Origin of the sequence: Mixta mediterraneensis (assembly GCF_014946725.1) — a bacterium.
Classification (GTDB): Bacteria; Pseudomonadota; Gammaproteobacteria; order Enterobacterales; family Enterobacteriaceae; genus Pantoea; species Pantoea mediterraneensis.
In genome coordinates this window covers 230,070-245,547 of sequence record NZ_JACFXY010000001.1, presented here as the reverse complement: position 1 = coordinate 245,547, position 15,478 = coordinate 230,070, and the positions used below count along the sequence as shown (strand labels likewise).

The window sequence follows — 15,478 nt, the reverse complement described above, 5'->3', positions numbered from 1 at the left end:
CAGAATCCTTATTCAGCGGAAGATATAGAACGCATGCTGGGCAGCAGCGCGGTCAATGGTTGTGGCCAGTCGGCACGGCTCGCCCACTGACGCATGGTCTCAATGTCGGGGGCCAGCAGGCGGTCTTCATCAAGAAAAGCCACCTGCTCGCGGATGGTGCTGATCGCCTGTTCGAGTAACGCAGAACTTTGTAGCGGTCGGTTGAATTCAATGCCTTGTGCCGCCGCCATCGCTTCAATGCCGACAACCGCTGCGGTGTTAAAGCACATATCACCAAGGCGACGTGCGGCATACGTTGCCATAGAAACGTGATCTTCCTGATTAGCGGAGGTGGGCAGGCTGTCAACGCTGCCAGGATGTGCCAGCGATTTGTTCTCAGAAGCCAGCGCCGCTGCGGTGACCTGGGCGATCATAAAGCCTGAGTTCACGCCGCCGTCGCGCACCAGGAAAGGCGGTAAACCGGACAAGCCGGTATCGAGCAACAGCGCCATACGTCGTTCAGAAATCGCACCCACTTCGGCAATAGCTAACGCGATAATGTCAGCGGCGAAGGCCACCGGTTCGGCATGGAAATTGCCACCGGAAATCACATCACCGGATTCGCTAAACACCAGCGGATTATCAGAGGCGGCGTTGGCCTCAATTTGCAGTATGCGCGCGGCGTGGTTCAGATTATCCAGACAGGCACCCATCACCTGCGGCACGCAGCGGATAGAGTAAGGATCTTGTACCCGACCACAGTTAACGTGCGAAACGAGGATTTCGCTGCCTTCAATCAATGCTGTTACGGCAGCGGCAACGGCGATTTGGCCTTGCTGACCGCGCGCCAGATGAATGCGTGCATCATAGGGCTTCAGCGAGCCTTTAATTGCTTCCAGCGACAACGCGCCGGCCATTAATCCGGCGGCGAACAGATTTTCGGTTTCAAACAGGCCACGCAGTGCCAACGCGGTGGAGACCTGTGTACCATTCAGCAGCGCCAAACCCTCTTTCGGGCCGAGGATGAAAGGTTTAAGCCCCACTTTGGCCAGACCCTCAACGGCAGTCATCATTTCACCGTTAACCCGTACCTGGCCTTCGCCCAGTAACATTAGCGACATATGTGCCAGCGGTGCCAGATCGCCGGAAGCGCCAACCGAACCTTTTGCAGGAATGCACGGCATCACGCCTGCGTTAAACAGCGCCAGCAGCGCATCAATCAGTTCGATGCGCACACCAGAATGACCCCGCGCCAGGCTGATAATCTTGCTGGCCAAAATCAAGCGCGTGACATTATCGGGCAGCAGATCGCCTAAACCGACGCTGTGCGACAGCACCAGATTACGTTGCAGATCGGCTAAGCGCGAAGCGGGGATTTGCGTCTGCGCCAGCTTGCCGAAGCCGGTATTGATGCCATAAACCACCTTGCCGGAAGCAACGATGGCTTCCACTGTTTCCTGTGACCGTGCAACAGCGATACGCGTACGTTCATCAAGTCTGAGAGACACGTTGCCGTAATAAATAGCACGCAACGTCGCGAGATCAACCTCGCCCGGAACCAGGCATAAATGATGAGATGCACCTGACATAGCCTACTCCTGTATATACAAGTTTGCTGGCGTTGCCACTGTTAATAGCTGCTTCCTGGCCAGCGGATTAAAGCGAGTGAAGCATAAGTGTCTAATCTTGTCTATACAAGTAGCAAGTGCTGTGCCAAACCGATCACAAAAATTATGCTTTGCTGCGTCAGGCCCGTAGAGTTTTTAACGGCAAGGGTTGCACTGTAATGAGGCATGTAGTGCACCAACAGTGCACTTTTGCGCCATTTAGATGTATATACATTTCCGCCCTGAGACGGTAAACTCGGGACATTATCAGGATAAGGAACCGGACATGGTTGAACATACGGCGATAGCCCAACTGGCTGCGGCCATGAGCAATGAACCCGCGCCGATTTATCAGCGTGTTAAACAGGCCATTGTCAGCCAGATTCGTGAAGGACACTGGAAGTCTAATCAGCGTGTACCGTCAGAAAGCGAGCTGGTGAATGAGCTGGGCGTCAGCCGTATGACGATTAACCGTGCGTTACGCGAGCTTACCAGTGAAGGTTTTTTGGTACGTATGCAGGGTGTAGGCACGTTTGTCGCGGAGATGAAAGGCTACACGGCGATGCTGGAAGTACATAATATCGCCGATGAAATTGCTCAGCGTGGGCATCAGCACCGCTGTCAAATCCTCGCCATCGGCCAGAACAAGGCCGACCCCGAACAGGCGGCTATTTTAGGGCTGAGCACCGGCCAGACTGTCTATCATTCACTGATTGTGCATTATGAAAACGACCTGCCGGTACAGCTGGAAGATCGTTTAGTTAATCCGCTAGTGGCACCAGATTACCTCACCCAGAATTATCACAGCCTGACGCCCTACACCTATTTGATGCGTGTCGCGCCGCTGACCGCCGGGGAACATATTGTTGAAGCGGTGCTGCCAGATGCGCGTCAGCGCAAACCTCTGGCGCTGGATGAGCATGAAGCTTGTCTGCTGATTCGCCGCCAGACGTGGAGTGATAATAAAATTGTGACCTATGCGCGTTTGCTGTATCCGTGTTCACGTTACAAATTGCTGGGGCGATTTAAAGGACACGGCTAAGGCAGATAAACAGCAGCTGTGCATCGTCGCTACCCGGTCTCAGCTGCATCGTTTCATCCGTCCACCAGACGCCCTGCTGGCGAGAGAGTTTTTCACCGTTCGCCAGCTGCCATTCTCCGCTTAATACCCACGCTACGCCGTTTTCACTGCAAGCCAGCGTTGAGGTTATTGCAACCGTGGCTTGCCAGCTGTCGCGGCGCGTCATGATATTAAAATCCTCGCTGGCACTACCATTCAGGCAAGCGCTCAAGGCCAGTTCACCGGAAAAGGCCCACGGCTGAAGCGGCGTTAAGCGATGCTGCACGCCTGGCGCGCTGAGCAACACATCGTCGCCGTGCAGCAAGGTAATAACCCGATCCACATGGGGAAAAAGCGAAAACGGTCCATCAGCTGAAATGGTCGCAATGCTGGCGCGCCAGCCAAATTGTTCTTTGCCGGGCGGGAAACTCATGATTTCGCGCGTTTCACCACCGCCGTTGCGCCAGCGACTTACCGGCAAATCATCGTAAGAGAAACGCTTCATCGTAACGCTGCCATTGTCTGTTTGAAACGTCTGGCACAGGCTTCTTCTGCCGCGTGACAGCCATTCTGAATAACCGCCTTGCCCGCTACATACACATCGCGTATCTGATCGCGCTGCCCGGCAAACAGCCAGCGATTGAGCAGGGCGTTGTCATCAATGCCGTCGAGCCAGGCATCATCTTTTAAAACCAGCCAGTCGGCGCGTTGCCCAACGGCGATTTCACCACTGCGAATGCCGCATGCCTGCGCGCCCCCTTGCGCCGCTTGCTGCCAAAGCAGATCGCCAACTGAGGCCTGATCTGGCGTGGTGATGCGGTTACGCCGACGATCGCGCAGGCGTTGACCGTATTCCAGCCAGCGCAGCTCTTCCTGAGTACTGAGTGAAACGTGACTGTCGGAACCGATGCCCCAGCGTCCGCCCTGAGCGATATATTCAACCGCCGGGAAAATGCCGTCGCCCAAGTTGGCTTCGGTGGTAGGGCATAAACCTGCAACCGCGCCGCTGGCTGCCAGCCGCCGAATCTCGTCGTCATCAAGATGCGTAGCGTGAATCAGGCACCAGCGCTTATCGACTTCAAAACGGTTCATCAACCAGGCAACCGGTCGTTCGCCACTCCATGCGATACTGTCGTTAACCTCTTTTTCCTGCTCGGCGACATGAATATGCACCGGCAGTGTGGCAGGACTGACAGACAATACTTCATGCATTTGCGCTTCGCTCACCGCACGTAGCGAATGGAAACACAGCCCATGATTGTGCAGCGGCTTGTCGTGCAACGCGTTTTGCAACCAGGTTTGCTGCTGCAAATAGCGATCGGTTTGCTGAATAAAGCGTTTTTGCCCGTCGGTTGGCTTTTGTGCGCCAAAGCCGCTGTAGCTGTACAACACCGGCAGTAACGTTTGGCCAATGCCTGCGGTCTCAGCGGCGGCAATCAGCTGTTGCAGCATCGCATCTGCGGGGTAAGGCATGCCTTGCGGATCGTGGTGCAAATAGTGAAATTCTGCGACCTGGCTGTAGCCACCTTTGAGCATCTCGATATAAAGCAGTGCGGCAATATCTCCCACCTGTTCTGGCGACAGACGCTGCACCATGCGATACATTAAATCGCGCCAGGTCCAGAAGCTGTCCTGCGGATTGCCCGCAACTTCGGCCAGTCCGGCCATTACGCGCTGAAACGCATGAGAGTGAAGATTTGCAATAGCGGGAATTATCTCGCCTTGCAGTGAAATCGCATTCTGCGCGTGGCTATCAGCAGCGATCGCTTCAATGAAGCCCGCCGGGTTGACTGAAATTCGAACCTGTTTGCGCCAGCCGTCAGCCAGCAATGCGCGTGAAGCAAAAAAAGTCGCCATGGTTGATCCTCAACGGATGTGGTTGTATATACATATACATACTTTAATGCACAGTGTAAATGTCGGGAGCGATGAGGTGATAACAGCAGATGATTTATCCATAGACAGCCTGTGGCTGGGGGCCGACCTTGTTACCATGCAGGGTGGTAAATACCAGACCATTGAGGATGGCGCGCTGGCAGTGAAGTCAGGCAAGCTGGTGTGGCTGGGGCCACGTAAAGCAATGCCCGCTTTTACGGCCCGCGAACAGCATCAGCTTCCCGGCGGCATCATTACGCCAGGTTTAGTCGATTGCCATACCCACTTAGTGTTCGGTGGCGATCGCAGCCAGGAGTTTGAGCAGCGGCTGAATGGCGCCAGTTATGCCGAAATTGCGGCGCAGGGCGGCGGCATTCTTTCGACGGTACGCGCTACGCGCGCCGCCAGCCAGAGCTGGTTGCATCAGCGCGCTGGCGGCTGGATCGTTTGCTGGCAGAAGGCGTTACTACGGTTGAGATCAAATCCGGCTACGGCCTTGATGAAGAAAGCGAGCTACGCATGTTGCGTGCAATTCGCGAGTTAAGCGAAAGCGTACCGGCGGATGTTGTATCGACCTGTCTGGCAGCGCACAGTTTCCCACCAGAATTCAAACAAAATCCCGAGGGCTGGATCGAGATCATCTGTCATCGGCTACTGCCAAAAGTAAAAGCCGAAGGGCTGGCCGATGCAGTGGATGCCTTTTGCGAACATCTGGCTTTTTCTCCACAGCAGGTGGCACGGGTATTTGACCAGGCAAAAGCGTTGGGCTTGCCCGTTAAATTACATGCGGAGCAGCTCTCCTCGCTGGGGGGCGCGACGCTGGCCGCAAGCTATGGGGCACTGTCTGCCGATCATCTGGAGTATGCAACAGAAAACGATGCCAAAGCGTTGGCGCAGCACAATACGGTAGCGGTTTTACTGCCAGGAGCGTTTTACCTGCTGCGTGAAACACAGCGTCCGCCGGTTGATCTGTTCCGCCGTTACGGTGTGCCGATGGCGCTGGCGAGCGATGCAAATCCCGGTACTTCGCCTGCATTATCGTTAAGGTTGATGTTAAACATGGGGTGCACGCTATTCGGTATGACGCCGGAAGAGGCGTTAGCAGGCGTGACGATTTGGGGTGCTAAAGCGCTTGGATTAGAGCAGACACATGGCTCTCTGGAAGTGGGGAAAGTGGCGAACTTTGTACATTGGCCGCTATCACGTCCGGCAGAGCTGGTTTACTGGTTGGGCGGCGAACTGCCCTGCAAAGTTATTTATCGCGGAGAAGCCAAATGAGTAATGCAATAACGCCTTTCCATTTTACCCCTGGTAAAATGCCGTTGCTGGTCAGCATTCCGCATGCCGGAACGCAGCTCATGCCTGAAGTCGAATCAGGATTAAGCGAGGCCGCACGCGGTTTGCCCGATACCGACTGGCATATTCCTCTGCTATATGATTTTGTCCGCGATCTGGGGGCCAGCGTATTGATTGGCCGCTATTCACGCTTTGTGGTTGATCTCAATCGCTCACCGGATAACCAGCCGCTGTACACCACCGCAACAACCGGTTTGTTTCCTGAAACGCTGTTTGACGGCACGCCGACCTTTGCCGACGGCAAGACGCCCAGCGCAGCGCAGCGCCAATACTATATCGATAACATCTGGCAGCCTTATCATCAGCAGATTCAGCAAGAACTGGCTCGGCTCAAAGCCGCGCACGGCTATGCCTTGCTGTTTGATGCGCACTCCATTGCCAGCGTGATTCCGCGCTTGTTTGAAGGGCGGCTGCCGGATATAAACATCGGCACTAACGATGGTGCCAGCTGTCGCACGGCGGTAATTAATGCCATTCAGGACGTCTGCACCGCGCAAGATCAATACAGTTGGGTAGTAAATGGACGTTTTAAAGGGGGTTATATTACCCGCGCCTACGGTCAGCCGGATCAGAATGTACAGGCGGTACAGCTGGAACTGGCACAATGCAATTATATGGATGAGACGCCACCTTTCGCCTGGCGGCAAGAGCGTGCGTCGCAGCTGCAAAAGGTGCTTAAGCCGCTGATGCATGCGTTTATCGAAAAGGGAAAGTGTTAATTTAACTGCACCCAGCTTCTACAGCGTTTGTACTGCTTCGACGCAGCCTGTTTTTCCGGGAAAGGGATCGGTCCGGGTTAATAATCTGCAGGGCTGACGGCTGCGTCGGACGTGGGCAACAGCAGGGGATTCGCTGGCGGCCGCTGCCGTGGCCCGCGCCATCATGAAAACGCGGGCGGGTGCCTGTTATAATTTATATCCGGCGTGCGTCCGGGCGCACTAAGTCAAAACGCTGGGCTTCGCTGATGCCGTAATAGGCGCTGGGTCCACCGGCGCGCAGCACCGGCTCGGCTTTGGCGGTTTGATAAATACCGTTTTCCAGCAGTGTTTCATCAATATGGATCGCCACCGCTTCACCCAGCACCAGCCAGCTATTAATTGGCTTGCCGTGTGCGTCTTGTAACTGAATGAGCTGGGAGAGTTTGCATTCAAAATTCACCGGACTTTCTGCCACTAAACTGGTTTTGACCTGTGATGCGCTTAAAGGCGTTAAGCCAGCGAGCGCAAACTCGTCCTGATCGGCGGCCACCGAGGCGGAACTCTCATTCATCGCCTCCGCCAGCGAGCGTGTCGCCAGGTTCCAGACGAACTCTTTGGTTTCAGAAATATTCTGTACGCTGTCTTTCCAGCCGCTGCTGGCAAAGCCAATTATCGGTGGGTGATAGTTAAAGCAGTTAAAGAAGCTGTAAGGGGCGAGATTACGATGACCGCTGGCACTGATTGAGCTGATCCAGCCAATCGGGCGTGGACCAATAATGGCGTTAAGCGGATCATGCGGTAGTCCATGACCGACGTGGGGTTGATAAGAGTAACGTTTATGCGTCATGACATCTCCGGGGCGGTTTTTAGTTTATCTTAGCGTCACAGCATCGCCTGAAAGCGAGAGAATTGTGTAAGCGGATCGTGCAGGTTTATTTTCAGCGAGTCACAGCGTATTGTACGCGCGCCAGAATAATTGAGAGAAAGTATGAAAAAGTCAGCCAGCCCGTCACCGTTCCATGTCCGTAATCGTCATCAGGGCGAATATAATTTTGTCGCGTTAACCGCTGCGCACCCGCCTCTGGCGGCAAAAGTGCGGCCAAATGGTTATGGGGCGCAGTCCGTGGATTTTGCCGATCCTGATGCGGTGATGTTGCTGAACCAGGCGCTGATTAAGCTATTTTTGGTCTCGACTGGCAGCTTGCACCCGGCTCGTTGTGCCCGCCAGTGCCGGGACGGGCAGATTATGTGCATTATCTGGCTGATCTGCTGGCGCTGGATAATCATGGCACGATTCCCGTGGCCGATGTACTGGATATTGGTTGCGGCGCTAACTGCATCTATCCGCTGATTGGCCAGGCTGAATATGGCTGGCGCTTTACCGGCACCGAAATTGATGAAAGAGCGCTAAAAGCGGCTAACCGCATCGTGGCGGCTAATCCTGGTTTGCAAAGAATGATCCGCCTGCGTCAGCAAAAAAACAGCGAGGCGATCCTGTCAGGCATCGTGGGTAAAAATGACTTCTTTCATGCTGTGATGTGTAATCCGCCGTTCCATGCCTCCGCCGCAGAAGCCGCCGCCGGTTCGCAGCGTAAAGTACGCAACCTTGGCCTGCAAAAAACGGCACCGCTTAACTTTGGCGGTCAGAATAATGAATTATGGTGTGAAGGGGGAGAGAAGGCGTTTGTCAGTAAGATGATTGCAGAAAGCGTAGCGCTGGGGCGCCAATGCATGTGGTTTACTTCGCTGGTCTCACGTAAAGAAAACCTGCCTGTGCTGGAAAAACAGTTACAGGCGCTGGATGCAGAAGTGCGCGTGGTCAATATGGCACAAGGCCAGAAACAGAGTCGTTTTCTGGCCTGGACTTTTATGCCAGCGGCGCTACGCACGAAACGGCTTAAATAATACGCTGCCTGATGTGGCGGTTATTGTGGTGCGGGTAGCGTGGGTAAGCTTGCACCCGCCATGTCTGGGCCAGTTTGCATTATTTCCACTGTTTGATGCGGCGCTTTAATGCCCGCAGCGTCGAAATGTTTTTTCACCTTGTCATCCAAAGCAAAGCGCACCGTCCACTGCTTGAGCGGCTGAGTGGTAAACGAGACGCGAACAGTAAATGCCTGATTAGTCAACCCCACCAGCCCGGCAAAATTCGGCTCGCCAATCACCATGCCGCGAATTTCTGGATTTTCCAGCAGTTCAGTGACCGCCGATTGCAACGCCTGATTGGCGCGCTCCGTGTCCTGGCTACGATCGACATCATAGTTGGCGACAAATGAGCCAATGCCGCGCACAAAGTTGGCGAAAGTAGTGATCGACGACCATGGAATGATGTGATACGCGCCGGTATCCTGGCGCACGCCCACCGAACGAATTGACATGCGTTCCACCGTGCCAGTAATTGCACCAATAGTAACCAGATCGCCCGTATTCATGCCATTTTCAAACTGGATAAAAATACCGGTGATAATATCCTTTACCAGCGTTTGTGAACCGAACGATACTGCCAGCCCCAATGCACCTGCACCCGCTAATAGCGGAGCGATATTAACCCCAATTTCCGACAGCAAAATCATAATAGTAATGGTGCTGATGACGACCGCCAGCGCATTACGAAATAACGTCAGTAGGGTGCGCGTACGGGCGCTGGGCATTGGACGACCGTGAGAATCAGAGGACAGACGGCTTTCGATCAAACTCGCCAGCACTGTCCAGCCGATAGCCGACAGCAGCAGAATCATCACGATGCGGATCAGAACATCCACCATTTTTTCGCCTGCGCCTACCGTTAACCAGTGCCAGAGATCGAACAGATTCCAGGCATTGAGCAGGAGCAGCACAGTGGCAAACACAGTGATAATACGAGCCAGTTTCAGCATTGCGCGCACCCAGTCATTTACGCGATTTTGCAGTTCAGGGTAGTTACGGCGCAGCTCGGGCGACAAAGTAATGGTTTTACCAATCCAGCGCGTCAACATGCCGGAAGCAAAGGCGGCGATACCAATAATTGCCAGGCTACGTACCGTGGCAGACATCATAAATTTCAGGCTGTCGCCGGGATTGAAAATCGAAAATAAAAACAGGGTAATAAAGGGTAATGACTCCAACTTACTGATAGTGTTTTATGTTCAGATAATGTCCGATGACCTTGTCATGCAGCTCCACCGATTTTGAGAACGACAGTGACTTCCGTCCCAGCCTTGCCAGATGTTGTCTCAGATTCAGGTTATGTCGCTCAATGCGCTGAGTGTAACGCTTGCTGATAACGTGCAGCTTTCCCTTCAGGCGTGATTCATACAGCGGCCAGCCATCCGTCATCCATACCACGACCTCAAAGGCCGACAGCAGGCTCAGAAGACGCTCCAGTGTGGCCAGAGTGCGTTCACCGAAGACGTGTGCCACAACCGTCCTCCGTATCCTGTCATACGCGTAAAACAGCCAGCGCTGACGTGATTTAGCACCGACGTAGCCCCACTGTTCGTCCATTTCAGCGCAGACAATCACATCACTGCCCGGTTGTATGCGCGAGGTTACCGACTGCGGCCTGAGTTTTTTAAGTGACGTAAAACCGTGTTGAGGCCAATGCCCATAATGCGTGCACTGGCGCGACATCCGACGCCATTCATGGCCATATCAATGATTGTCTGGTGCGTACCGGGCTGAGAGGCGGTGTAAGTGAACTGTAGTTGCCATGTTTTACGGCAATGAGAGCAGAGATAGCGCTGATGTCCGGCAGTGCTTTTGCCGTTACGCACCACGCCTTCAGTAGCGGAGCAGGAAGGACATCTGATGGAAATGGAAGCCACGCAAGCACCTCAAAATCACCATCATACACTAAATCAGTAAGTTGGGAGCATTACCTCGAATTGTTATTTAGGTTCGCTGCCAAACCATTTTTTATACAGCTGGTTATAGATACCGTTCTCTTTCAGTGTCTTCAGCGCGCCGTTTACTTTGGTGCGCAGATCGTCGCTGCCCTTTGGAAAAGCGATGCCATATTGCTGAGCTTCAATGGAATCACCTACTGCTTTGAAGCGGCCTTTCCCCGCGGTGTGGATGAAGTACAGGATATTTGGTGTGTCATGCAGCACCGCGTCAGCGCGGTTGGTGCCTAACTCCATATAAGCATTGTCGATATTTGGAAACTGGCGCAGATCTTTGGTTTTGATATGGGCTTTTGCGTAATCGACAGAACCTGTACCGCTCTTTACGGCAAGTACTTTGCCGTTCAGGTCGCTAATACTTTTAATGTCGTTTTCGTTATTACGCACCATTACCAGTAAACCGCTTTTGTAGTAACCGTCAGAAAATTCAATCGCTTTTTTACGTTCTTCGGTGATGGTGATGCCGGCTAACGCCAGATCAACGTTGCGCGTTTGCAGTGCAGGAATAATTCCACTGAAATCCATGGGCTTCAGGGTGTAATCAAGCTTCAGCTCCTTAGCGATGGCATCCCATAAATCCACATCAAAGCCGACATATTTATCCCCTTGCTTGAATTCAAAAGGAACGAAGGCGGTGTCGGTTGCGACAACCAGTTTTTTTTCTGCTGCGGTAGAAGAGAATGAGAAGGCCAGCGCCAGCGCGGCCACAGAGACTTTAAACAGTGACTTCATCAATTTTCCTTATTACTATCAGGCTGCAGGCCTGGGTTTGCGGCTTGTCTTATGAAAGTATTATGCCAACTTCGCAAAATCTATGAGATCAGTAGGTTAAATGCACCACCTGTCACCGTTTTGTTTTGCAAAGAAAAGTTGCACTAATTTGGTGACTCATTGTGGTGCGTGACATTTTTTTAGTGCAACGGAAAGTGTGACGTAAAAAAAAGGACGGAGAAAATCAGGAAGGAAAAATTGTTAACGAAGTCATAAAAAGCGGCAGGCAGGACGTAAAACAGGCGGGTTTCCCCGCCTGTTTTATCTTCAAACGTCTTATTCGATATTAGATTCAATAAACCACAGGAATTTATCGAGATCACGTGATGCAGCGGTAAAGATGTCAGCGGTATCTTCATCTTTGACTTCAGTAATGGCTTTACGCACATCGTTAGCGACCACACCGTAGCGATCTGCCAGGGCTTTAAGGTGATCCTGCACGCTGTGAATATTTAGCGGGTAGCTTTTCAGCGGCGTTTTGTCATTAACGACCTGGGTGGTACCCAGCGCGACGCCACCAAGCTGTACCACACGCTCTGCAATGGTGTCCTGATGATCGGTAATGACGGTACGGAAGCCGTCCAGCATTTCATGTACGCCGATAAAGTTAGCACCGCGCATGTTCCAGTGCGCCTGTTTCGTGATCAGCGACAAATCAATAAATTCGACTACCATACGGTTGAGCACCTCAATGGTAGCTTTTTTTTCATTTTCAGCTACGTCATTACGGGTGTAAAGCAGATCAGAAGAATTTGTTTTAACCAATTTAGCGGTACTCATCGTTTCGGTCCTCTCTTTGATGGTTGTCCTAAATGAAACACGGAAATAAGTATAGCAGCGATTTTAGAATTTGCAGTAACGACAATAGCAATGATTGAAATAGATTATTTCTTATCGGAAATAACAAGTTAACCCGACTGGGTTAATACAGTGTTAAATGGCTTGTTAGAAAAAGGTTTTTATTTACAAAGGGTTGGTTTGTTTCGTCAACAGAGTGTACTGGACTGTTTCAAAATAATAATAGTAACGATTCGCTTTTAATTAAGAATAATCATTAAGACTGATTTCATTATTATTTGGCCCACCCGGTTAGCAGGCCAGTTAATTATTTTTCCGCTTTGTTATTTATTTCCACTTCACTTAACTGGCTCTTTTTGGGCTTCATTGTCAGGGTTGAACCAGCCGAAGCAATGATAATCGCCAGTAGCGCCAGACACTGTTTTCCGCTTAAGGTCTCGCCGAGAAATAGCATACCCGACAACGCTGCCATCGCCGGTTCCAGACTCATCAGCGTGCCAAAAATACGTGCAGGTAGACGCGTAAGCACCATCATCTCAAGATAATAGGGAATGACGCTTGAGAGCAAAGCAACCAGTAAAGCGATGGGCAAGATGTTCCAGTGCCAGATGCCGCTTTCTGCGAATGCCAGACCCAGTGGTACAAAAATTATGGAAGCAATAAGCGAACCCATCGCAACGGTAGCCGGCCCATGCTCTGCGCCTGCGCGCTGTCCCGCCAGGATATAAAATGCCCAACAGACACCTGCGCCTATTGCTAATGCCGCACCAAACGGATCGATTGCCGTCATCGTTGCGCCAAATGGCAACAGGAACCACAACCCCATCACGGCCAGCACGACCCAAACAAAATCCAGCAGACGACGCGAACCCAGTAATGCCAGCGTTAATGGCCCGGTAAATTCCAGTGCAACGGCTACGCCAAGCGGCAGAGTACGAATCGATAAATAAAACATGAAATTCATTGCGCCAAGCGCTAAACCATATATTAACAGCGGCACCCGCTGTTCACGCGTAAAGTGCAGCCGCCATGGTTTAAAAATCGTACAGAGAATAAGCGTGCCTAAACCCAAACGTAAAGCCGTAATCCCTGTTGAGCCTACGGTAGAAAACAGGGATTTTGCCAGTGATGCGCCTCCCTGCAGCGATAGCATGGCGAGCAGCAATACAGCGACAGGCATAAAGACAGGCGCAAAATTTTTGGTGCGGGAGCTAAGGGACATCCTGTGAGCGCATCCTTAATCATGTATGTAACAAGGCGAACAGTGTAATGGAATTGGCAGATAAAAGAGATGATAACGCGCGCTTTAAATGTAGTTTAACCGGGTAAAAAATGAACAAATTTAGTGCCGTTTAGGTAAAGAAACGTCAGGATTTTTTAGGATTTTACTTAAAGCGAAGATTTAATGACAAAAATTATATTGCAGGAATATGATGCTTTTTATAAGAAAAAAGAATGACATACGATCGTGTATTAACGTCCTGTTACACCAAACATTCTGTTAGACAACAAAATCCGGGCAGAGTTTCTTGCTATTTTTTGTTATATTTCCAGCGTTGTCAGGAGAGTAGTACTTTCACATTTGAGGTGGTTATGAAAAAAATTGCATGTCTTTCAGCACTGGCCTGTGTTCTGGCTGTATCCGCAGGTTCTGCAATGGCTCAAAGCACCGTAACCGGTGGCTATGCGCAGAGTGATTACCAAGGCGTTGCTAACAAAGCAAACGGCTTCAACCTGAAATACCGCTACGAAGACGGTTCTAACCCACTGGGTTGGATCGCATCTTTCACCTACACCGAGAAAGATCATCATGGCGGCGGTAACGTTTATGACAAAGGCCAATATTACGGCGTTACCGGTGGTCCTGCTTACCGTCTGAACGACTGGGCAAGCATCTACGGTGTTGTGGGTATCGGCTACGGCAAATACCAGCAGAACTCGACTGTGGTGCGTGACAAATCTGATACCAGCGACGTAGGCTTCTCTTACGGCGCAGGCTTGCAGTTCAACCCAGTTGAAAACTTTGCAGTCGATGTAGGCTACGAGCAGAGCCGCATTCGTAACGTTGACGTTGGCACCTGGATCGCTGGCGTAGGTTACAGCTTCTAAGTTAGCGTAGACTGTTTACAGAAAAACGGCCCTTATCGGGCCGTTTTTTTATTTCTGCGGTTCTTGTCCTGGTTCGCTTTCTATGGTGATTTTACGTATATCTTTCACCTGATCGGCCGTAACCGGCTTCGCATGATTACCCCAGCCGTTACGCACAAACGTTGCCACATCGGCTACTTGCTGATCGTCCAGACGCCAGCCGAAATCCGGCATGGCTAAGCCAGTTGGGGCCGACTGAGTGCTGACACGCTTACCGCCCTGCAAAATCATACTGATGACGGATGAGGGGTCATCGCTGAGCACGGCTGAATTATGGGCCAGCGCCGGGAACGTTCGCGTATAGCCTTTGCCGTCGCTACGATGACAGGCTGCACAGTTATCAAGATAAATTTGAGCGCCAGGCTGGCTGACATCCCCTTTAAACAACGCTTGCGCGGTAGCATCGCTGTTTTGTGGCGCCGGCATAACATGGCTGGCGGGTAATGATTTCAGGTAAATGGCAATAGCATTCAAATCGTTATCGGTCAGAAATTGCGTGCTGTGATTCACCACTTCCGTCATTGAACCGAATGCTGAAGCTTGCGTATTGGCGCCGGTTTTCAGGAATTCGACAATATCCTGTTGCGACCAGCGACCGAGGCCATCTGCCTGAGTCGCCGTGAGATCAGGCGCATGCCAGCCTTCCAGCGTGCCGCCGGCTAGATAGGCTTTATCGGACTGATCCAGCGCTTTTTCCTGAAATCCAATGCCGCGTGGGGTATGACAAGAGCCGCAGTGCGCTAATCCCTGGACGAGATAGGCGCCGCGCTGCCATTGAGCGGATTTGTCAGGCGTGCTGGCAAAAGTTTTATCATCGGTAAATGCCCAGCGCCAAAGCGAAAGCGGCCAACGCATATTGAGCGGCCACGGAATATCGCTGTCGTGATTGGCCTGGCTGACCGGCTTGACGCCCTGCATAAAGTAGTCATAAAGATCATGCAAATCACTGTCGGTGATTTTGGCGTAGGAAGGATAGGGCATCGCGGGATAAAGGGAGGACCCGTTTTTCTTCACGCCGCCGCGCACCGCTTTAGCAAAATCATCATAGCTGTAATCGCCAATACCGGTTGATTTATCCGGCGTGATGTTAGTGAAATAGATCGCACCAACAGGCGTACTCATTTTTAATCCGCCAGCGAAGGGTTGGCCACCAGCGGCGGTATGACAAGCGGCGCAATCCCCGGCTATGGACAGATATTTACCGTGCGCAATGGATTCCGGCGTAGCCGCCTGCGCACCGCTCGCTATACCTGCCAGCGCGGCGAGTGCAAAAACTACCTGAGATCTTTTCACCGTCTCTCTCCT

General features: G+C 52.0%; 12 protein-coding genes and 3 pseudogenes. 5 read left to right on the top strand and 10 right to left on the bottom strand.

The window, feature by feature from the left end:
- Positions 1 to 8 precede the first annotated feature (8 nt).
- A complete protein-coding gene (gene hutH / locus H2P46_RS01210) occupies positions 9 to 1,568 on the bottom strand; it encodes a histidine ammonia-lyase (protein ID WP_193403380.1) in 1,560 nt (519 codons plus the stop codon).
- A 304-nt stretch (positions 1,569 to 1,872) separates the two neighbouring features.
- On the opposite strand from hutH, the gene hutC reads away from it, so the two are divergent.
- Entirely contained in the window at positions 1,873 to 2,628 is a 756-nt protein-coding gene (gene hutC / locus H2P46_RS01205; RefSeq protein WP_193403379.1) for a histidine utilization repressor, read from the top strand.
- On the opposite strand, the gene H2P46_RS01200 is transcribed toward hutC, so the two are convergent.
- Together H2P46_RS01200 and H2P46_RS01195 are read right to left on the bottom strand one after the other, a co-directional pair.
- Positions 2,612 to 3,151: a HutD/Ves family protein gene (locus H2P46_RS01200; RefSeq protein ID WP_193403378.1), complete on the bottom strand. Its 540-nt coding sequence runs from the start codon at positions 3,149 to 3,151 to the stop codon at positions 2,612 to 2,614. The genes hutC and H2P46_RS01200 overlap by 17 nt on opposite strands.
- A complete protein-coding gene (locus tag H2P46_RS01195) occupies positions 3,148 to 4,503 on the bottom strand; it encodes a formimidoylglutamate deiminase (RefSeq protein ID WP_193403377.1) in 1,356 nt (451 codons plus the stop codon). Before H2P46_RS01195 ends, H2P46_RS01200 begins: the two co-directional genes overlap by 4 nt.
- Positions 4,504 to 4,639: 136 nt before the next feature.
- On the opposite strand from H2P46_RS01195, the pseudogene hutI reads away from it, so the two are divergent.
- A pseudogene (gene hutI, locus H2P46_RS01190) lies at positions 4,640 to 5,799 on the top strand (imidazolonepropionase).
- A gap of 8 nt (positions 5,800 to 5,807) precedes the next feature.
- Entirely contained in the window at positions 5,808 to 6,596 is a 789-nt protein-coding gene (hutG, locus tag H2P46_RS01185) for an N-formylglutamate deformylase (RefSeq protein WP_193403925.1), read from the top strand.
- 193 nt (positions 6,597 to 6,789) lie between these two features.
- Here the strand turns inward: hutG and H2P46_RS01180 are convergent, their stop codons facing one another.
- A complete protein-coding gene (locus tag H2P46_RS01180) occupies positions 6,790 to 7,422 on the bottom strand; it encodes a flavin reductase family protein (protein WP_193403376.1) in 633 nt (210 codons plus the stop codon).
- A gap of 141 nt (positions 7,423 to 7,563) precedes the next feature.
- Between H2P46_RS01180 and rlmF the strand changes: the two are divergent.
- Positions 7,564 to 8,480: pseudogene (gene rlmF / locus H2P46_RS01175) on the top strand (23S rRNA (adenine(1618)-N(6))-methyltransferase RlmF).
- A gap of 20 nt (positions 8,481 to 8,500) precedes the next feature.
- Here the strand turns inward: rlmF and ybiO are convergent.
- The 5 genes and pseudogenes from ybiO to rhtA form a co-directional block, all read right to left on the bottom strand.
- Positions 8,501 to 9,679 (bottom strand): annotated as a pseudogene (ybiO, locus tag H2P46_RS01170) (mechanosensitive channel protein); the annotation flags it as partial.
- 1 nt (position 9,680) lies between these two features.
- Positions 9,681 to 10,378 (bottom strand): IS1 family transposase gene (locus H2P46_RS01165; protein WP_239952247.1). Its coding sequence is split into 2 segments (ribosomal slippage): positions 9,681 to 10,129 and positions 10,129 to 10,378, totalling 699 coding nucleotides; the frame shifts between segments, so codons are not numbered across the junction.
- 63 nt (positions 10,379 to 10,441) lie between these two features.
- A complete protein-coding gene (gene glnH, locus H2P46_RS01160) occupies positions 10,442 to 11,188 on the bottom strand; it encodes a glutamine ABC transporter substrate-binding protein GlnH (protein ID WP_193403375.1) in 747 nt (248 codons plus the stop codon).
- A gap of 315 nt (positions 11,189 to 11,503) precedes the next feature.
- Positions 11,504 to 12,007, bottom strand: coding sequence for a DNA starvation/stationary phase protection protein Dps (gene dps / locus H2P46_RS01155; protein ID WP_193403374.1), 504 nt, complete (start codon positions 12,005 to 12,007; stop codon positions 11,504 to 11,506).
- A 325-nt stretch (positions 12,008 to 12,332) separates the two neighbouring features.
- Positions 12,333 to 13,247: a threonine/homoserine exporter RhtA gene (rhtA, locus tag H2P46_RS01150; RefSeq protein ID WP_193403373.1), complete on the bottom strand. Its 915-nt coding sequence runs from the start codon at positions 13,245 to 13,247 to the stop codon at positions 12,333 to 12,335.
- A gap of 371 nt (positions 13,248 to 13,618) precedes the next feature.
- Between rhtA and ompX the strand changes: the two genes are divergently transcribed.
- A complete protein-coding gene (ompX, locus tag H2P46_RS01145; protein WP_193403372.1) occupies positions 13,619 to 14,134 on the top strand; it encodes an outer membrane protein OmpX in 516 nt (171 codons plus the stop codon).
- A 48-nt stretch (positions 14,135 to 14,182) separates the two neighbouring features.
- Here ompX and H2P46_RS01140 read toward each other — a convergent pair whose 3' ends face one another.
- On the bottom strand, positions 14,183 to 15,466 hold the full coding sequence (locus H2P46_RS01140; RefSeq protein WP_193403952.1) for a c-type cytochrome: 1,284 nt from the start codon (positions 15,464 to 15,466) through the stop codon (positions 14,183 to 14,185).
- Between the last annotated feature and the right edge of the window lie 12 nt (positions 15,467 to 15,478).

Excerpts from the sequence above, each read along its gene's own strand:
- hutC (WP_193403379.1), top strand. The coding sequence starts at position 1,873 with ATGGTTGAACATACGGCGATAGCCCAACTGGCTGCGGCCATGAGCAAT.
- dps (WP_193403374.1), bottom strand. The coding sequence starts at position 12,007 with ATGAGTACCGCTAAATTGGTTAAAACAAATTCTTCTGATCTGCTTTAC.
- hutH (WP_193403380.1), bottom strand. The coding sequence starts at position 1,568 with ATGTCAGGTGCATCTCATCATTTATGCCTGGTTCCGGGCGAGGTTGAT.
- H2P46_RS01200 (WP_193403378.1), bottom strand. The coding sequence starts at position 3,151 with ATGAAGCGTTTCTCTTACGATGATTTGCCGGTAAGTCGCTGGCGCAAC.
- glnH (WP_193403375.1), bottom strand. The coding sequence starts at position 11,188 with ATGAAGTCACTGTTTAAAGTCTCTGTGGCCGCGCTGGCGCTGGCCTTC.
- ompX (WP_193403372.1), top strand. The coding sequence starts at position 13,619 with ATGAAAAAAATTGCATGTCTTTCAGCACTGGCCTGTGTTCTGGCTGTA.
- rhtA (WP_193403373.1), bottom strand. The coding sequence starts at position 13,247 with ATGTCCCTTAGCTCCCGCACCAAAAATTTTGCGCCTGTCTTTATGCCT.
- H2P46_RS01180 (WP_193403376.1), bottom strand. The coding sequence starts at position 7,422 with ATGACGCATAAACGTTACTCTTATCAACCCCACGTCGGTCATGGACTA.
- H2P46_RS01195 (WP_193403377.1), bottom strand. The coding sequence starts at position 4,503 with ATGGCGACTTTTTTTGCTTCACGCGCATTGCTGGCTGACGGCTGGCGC.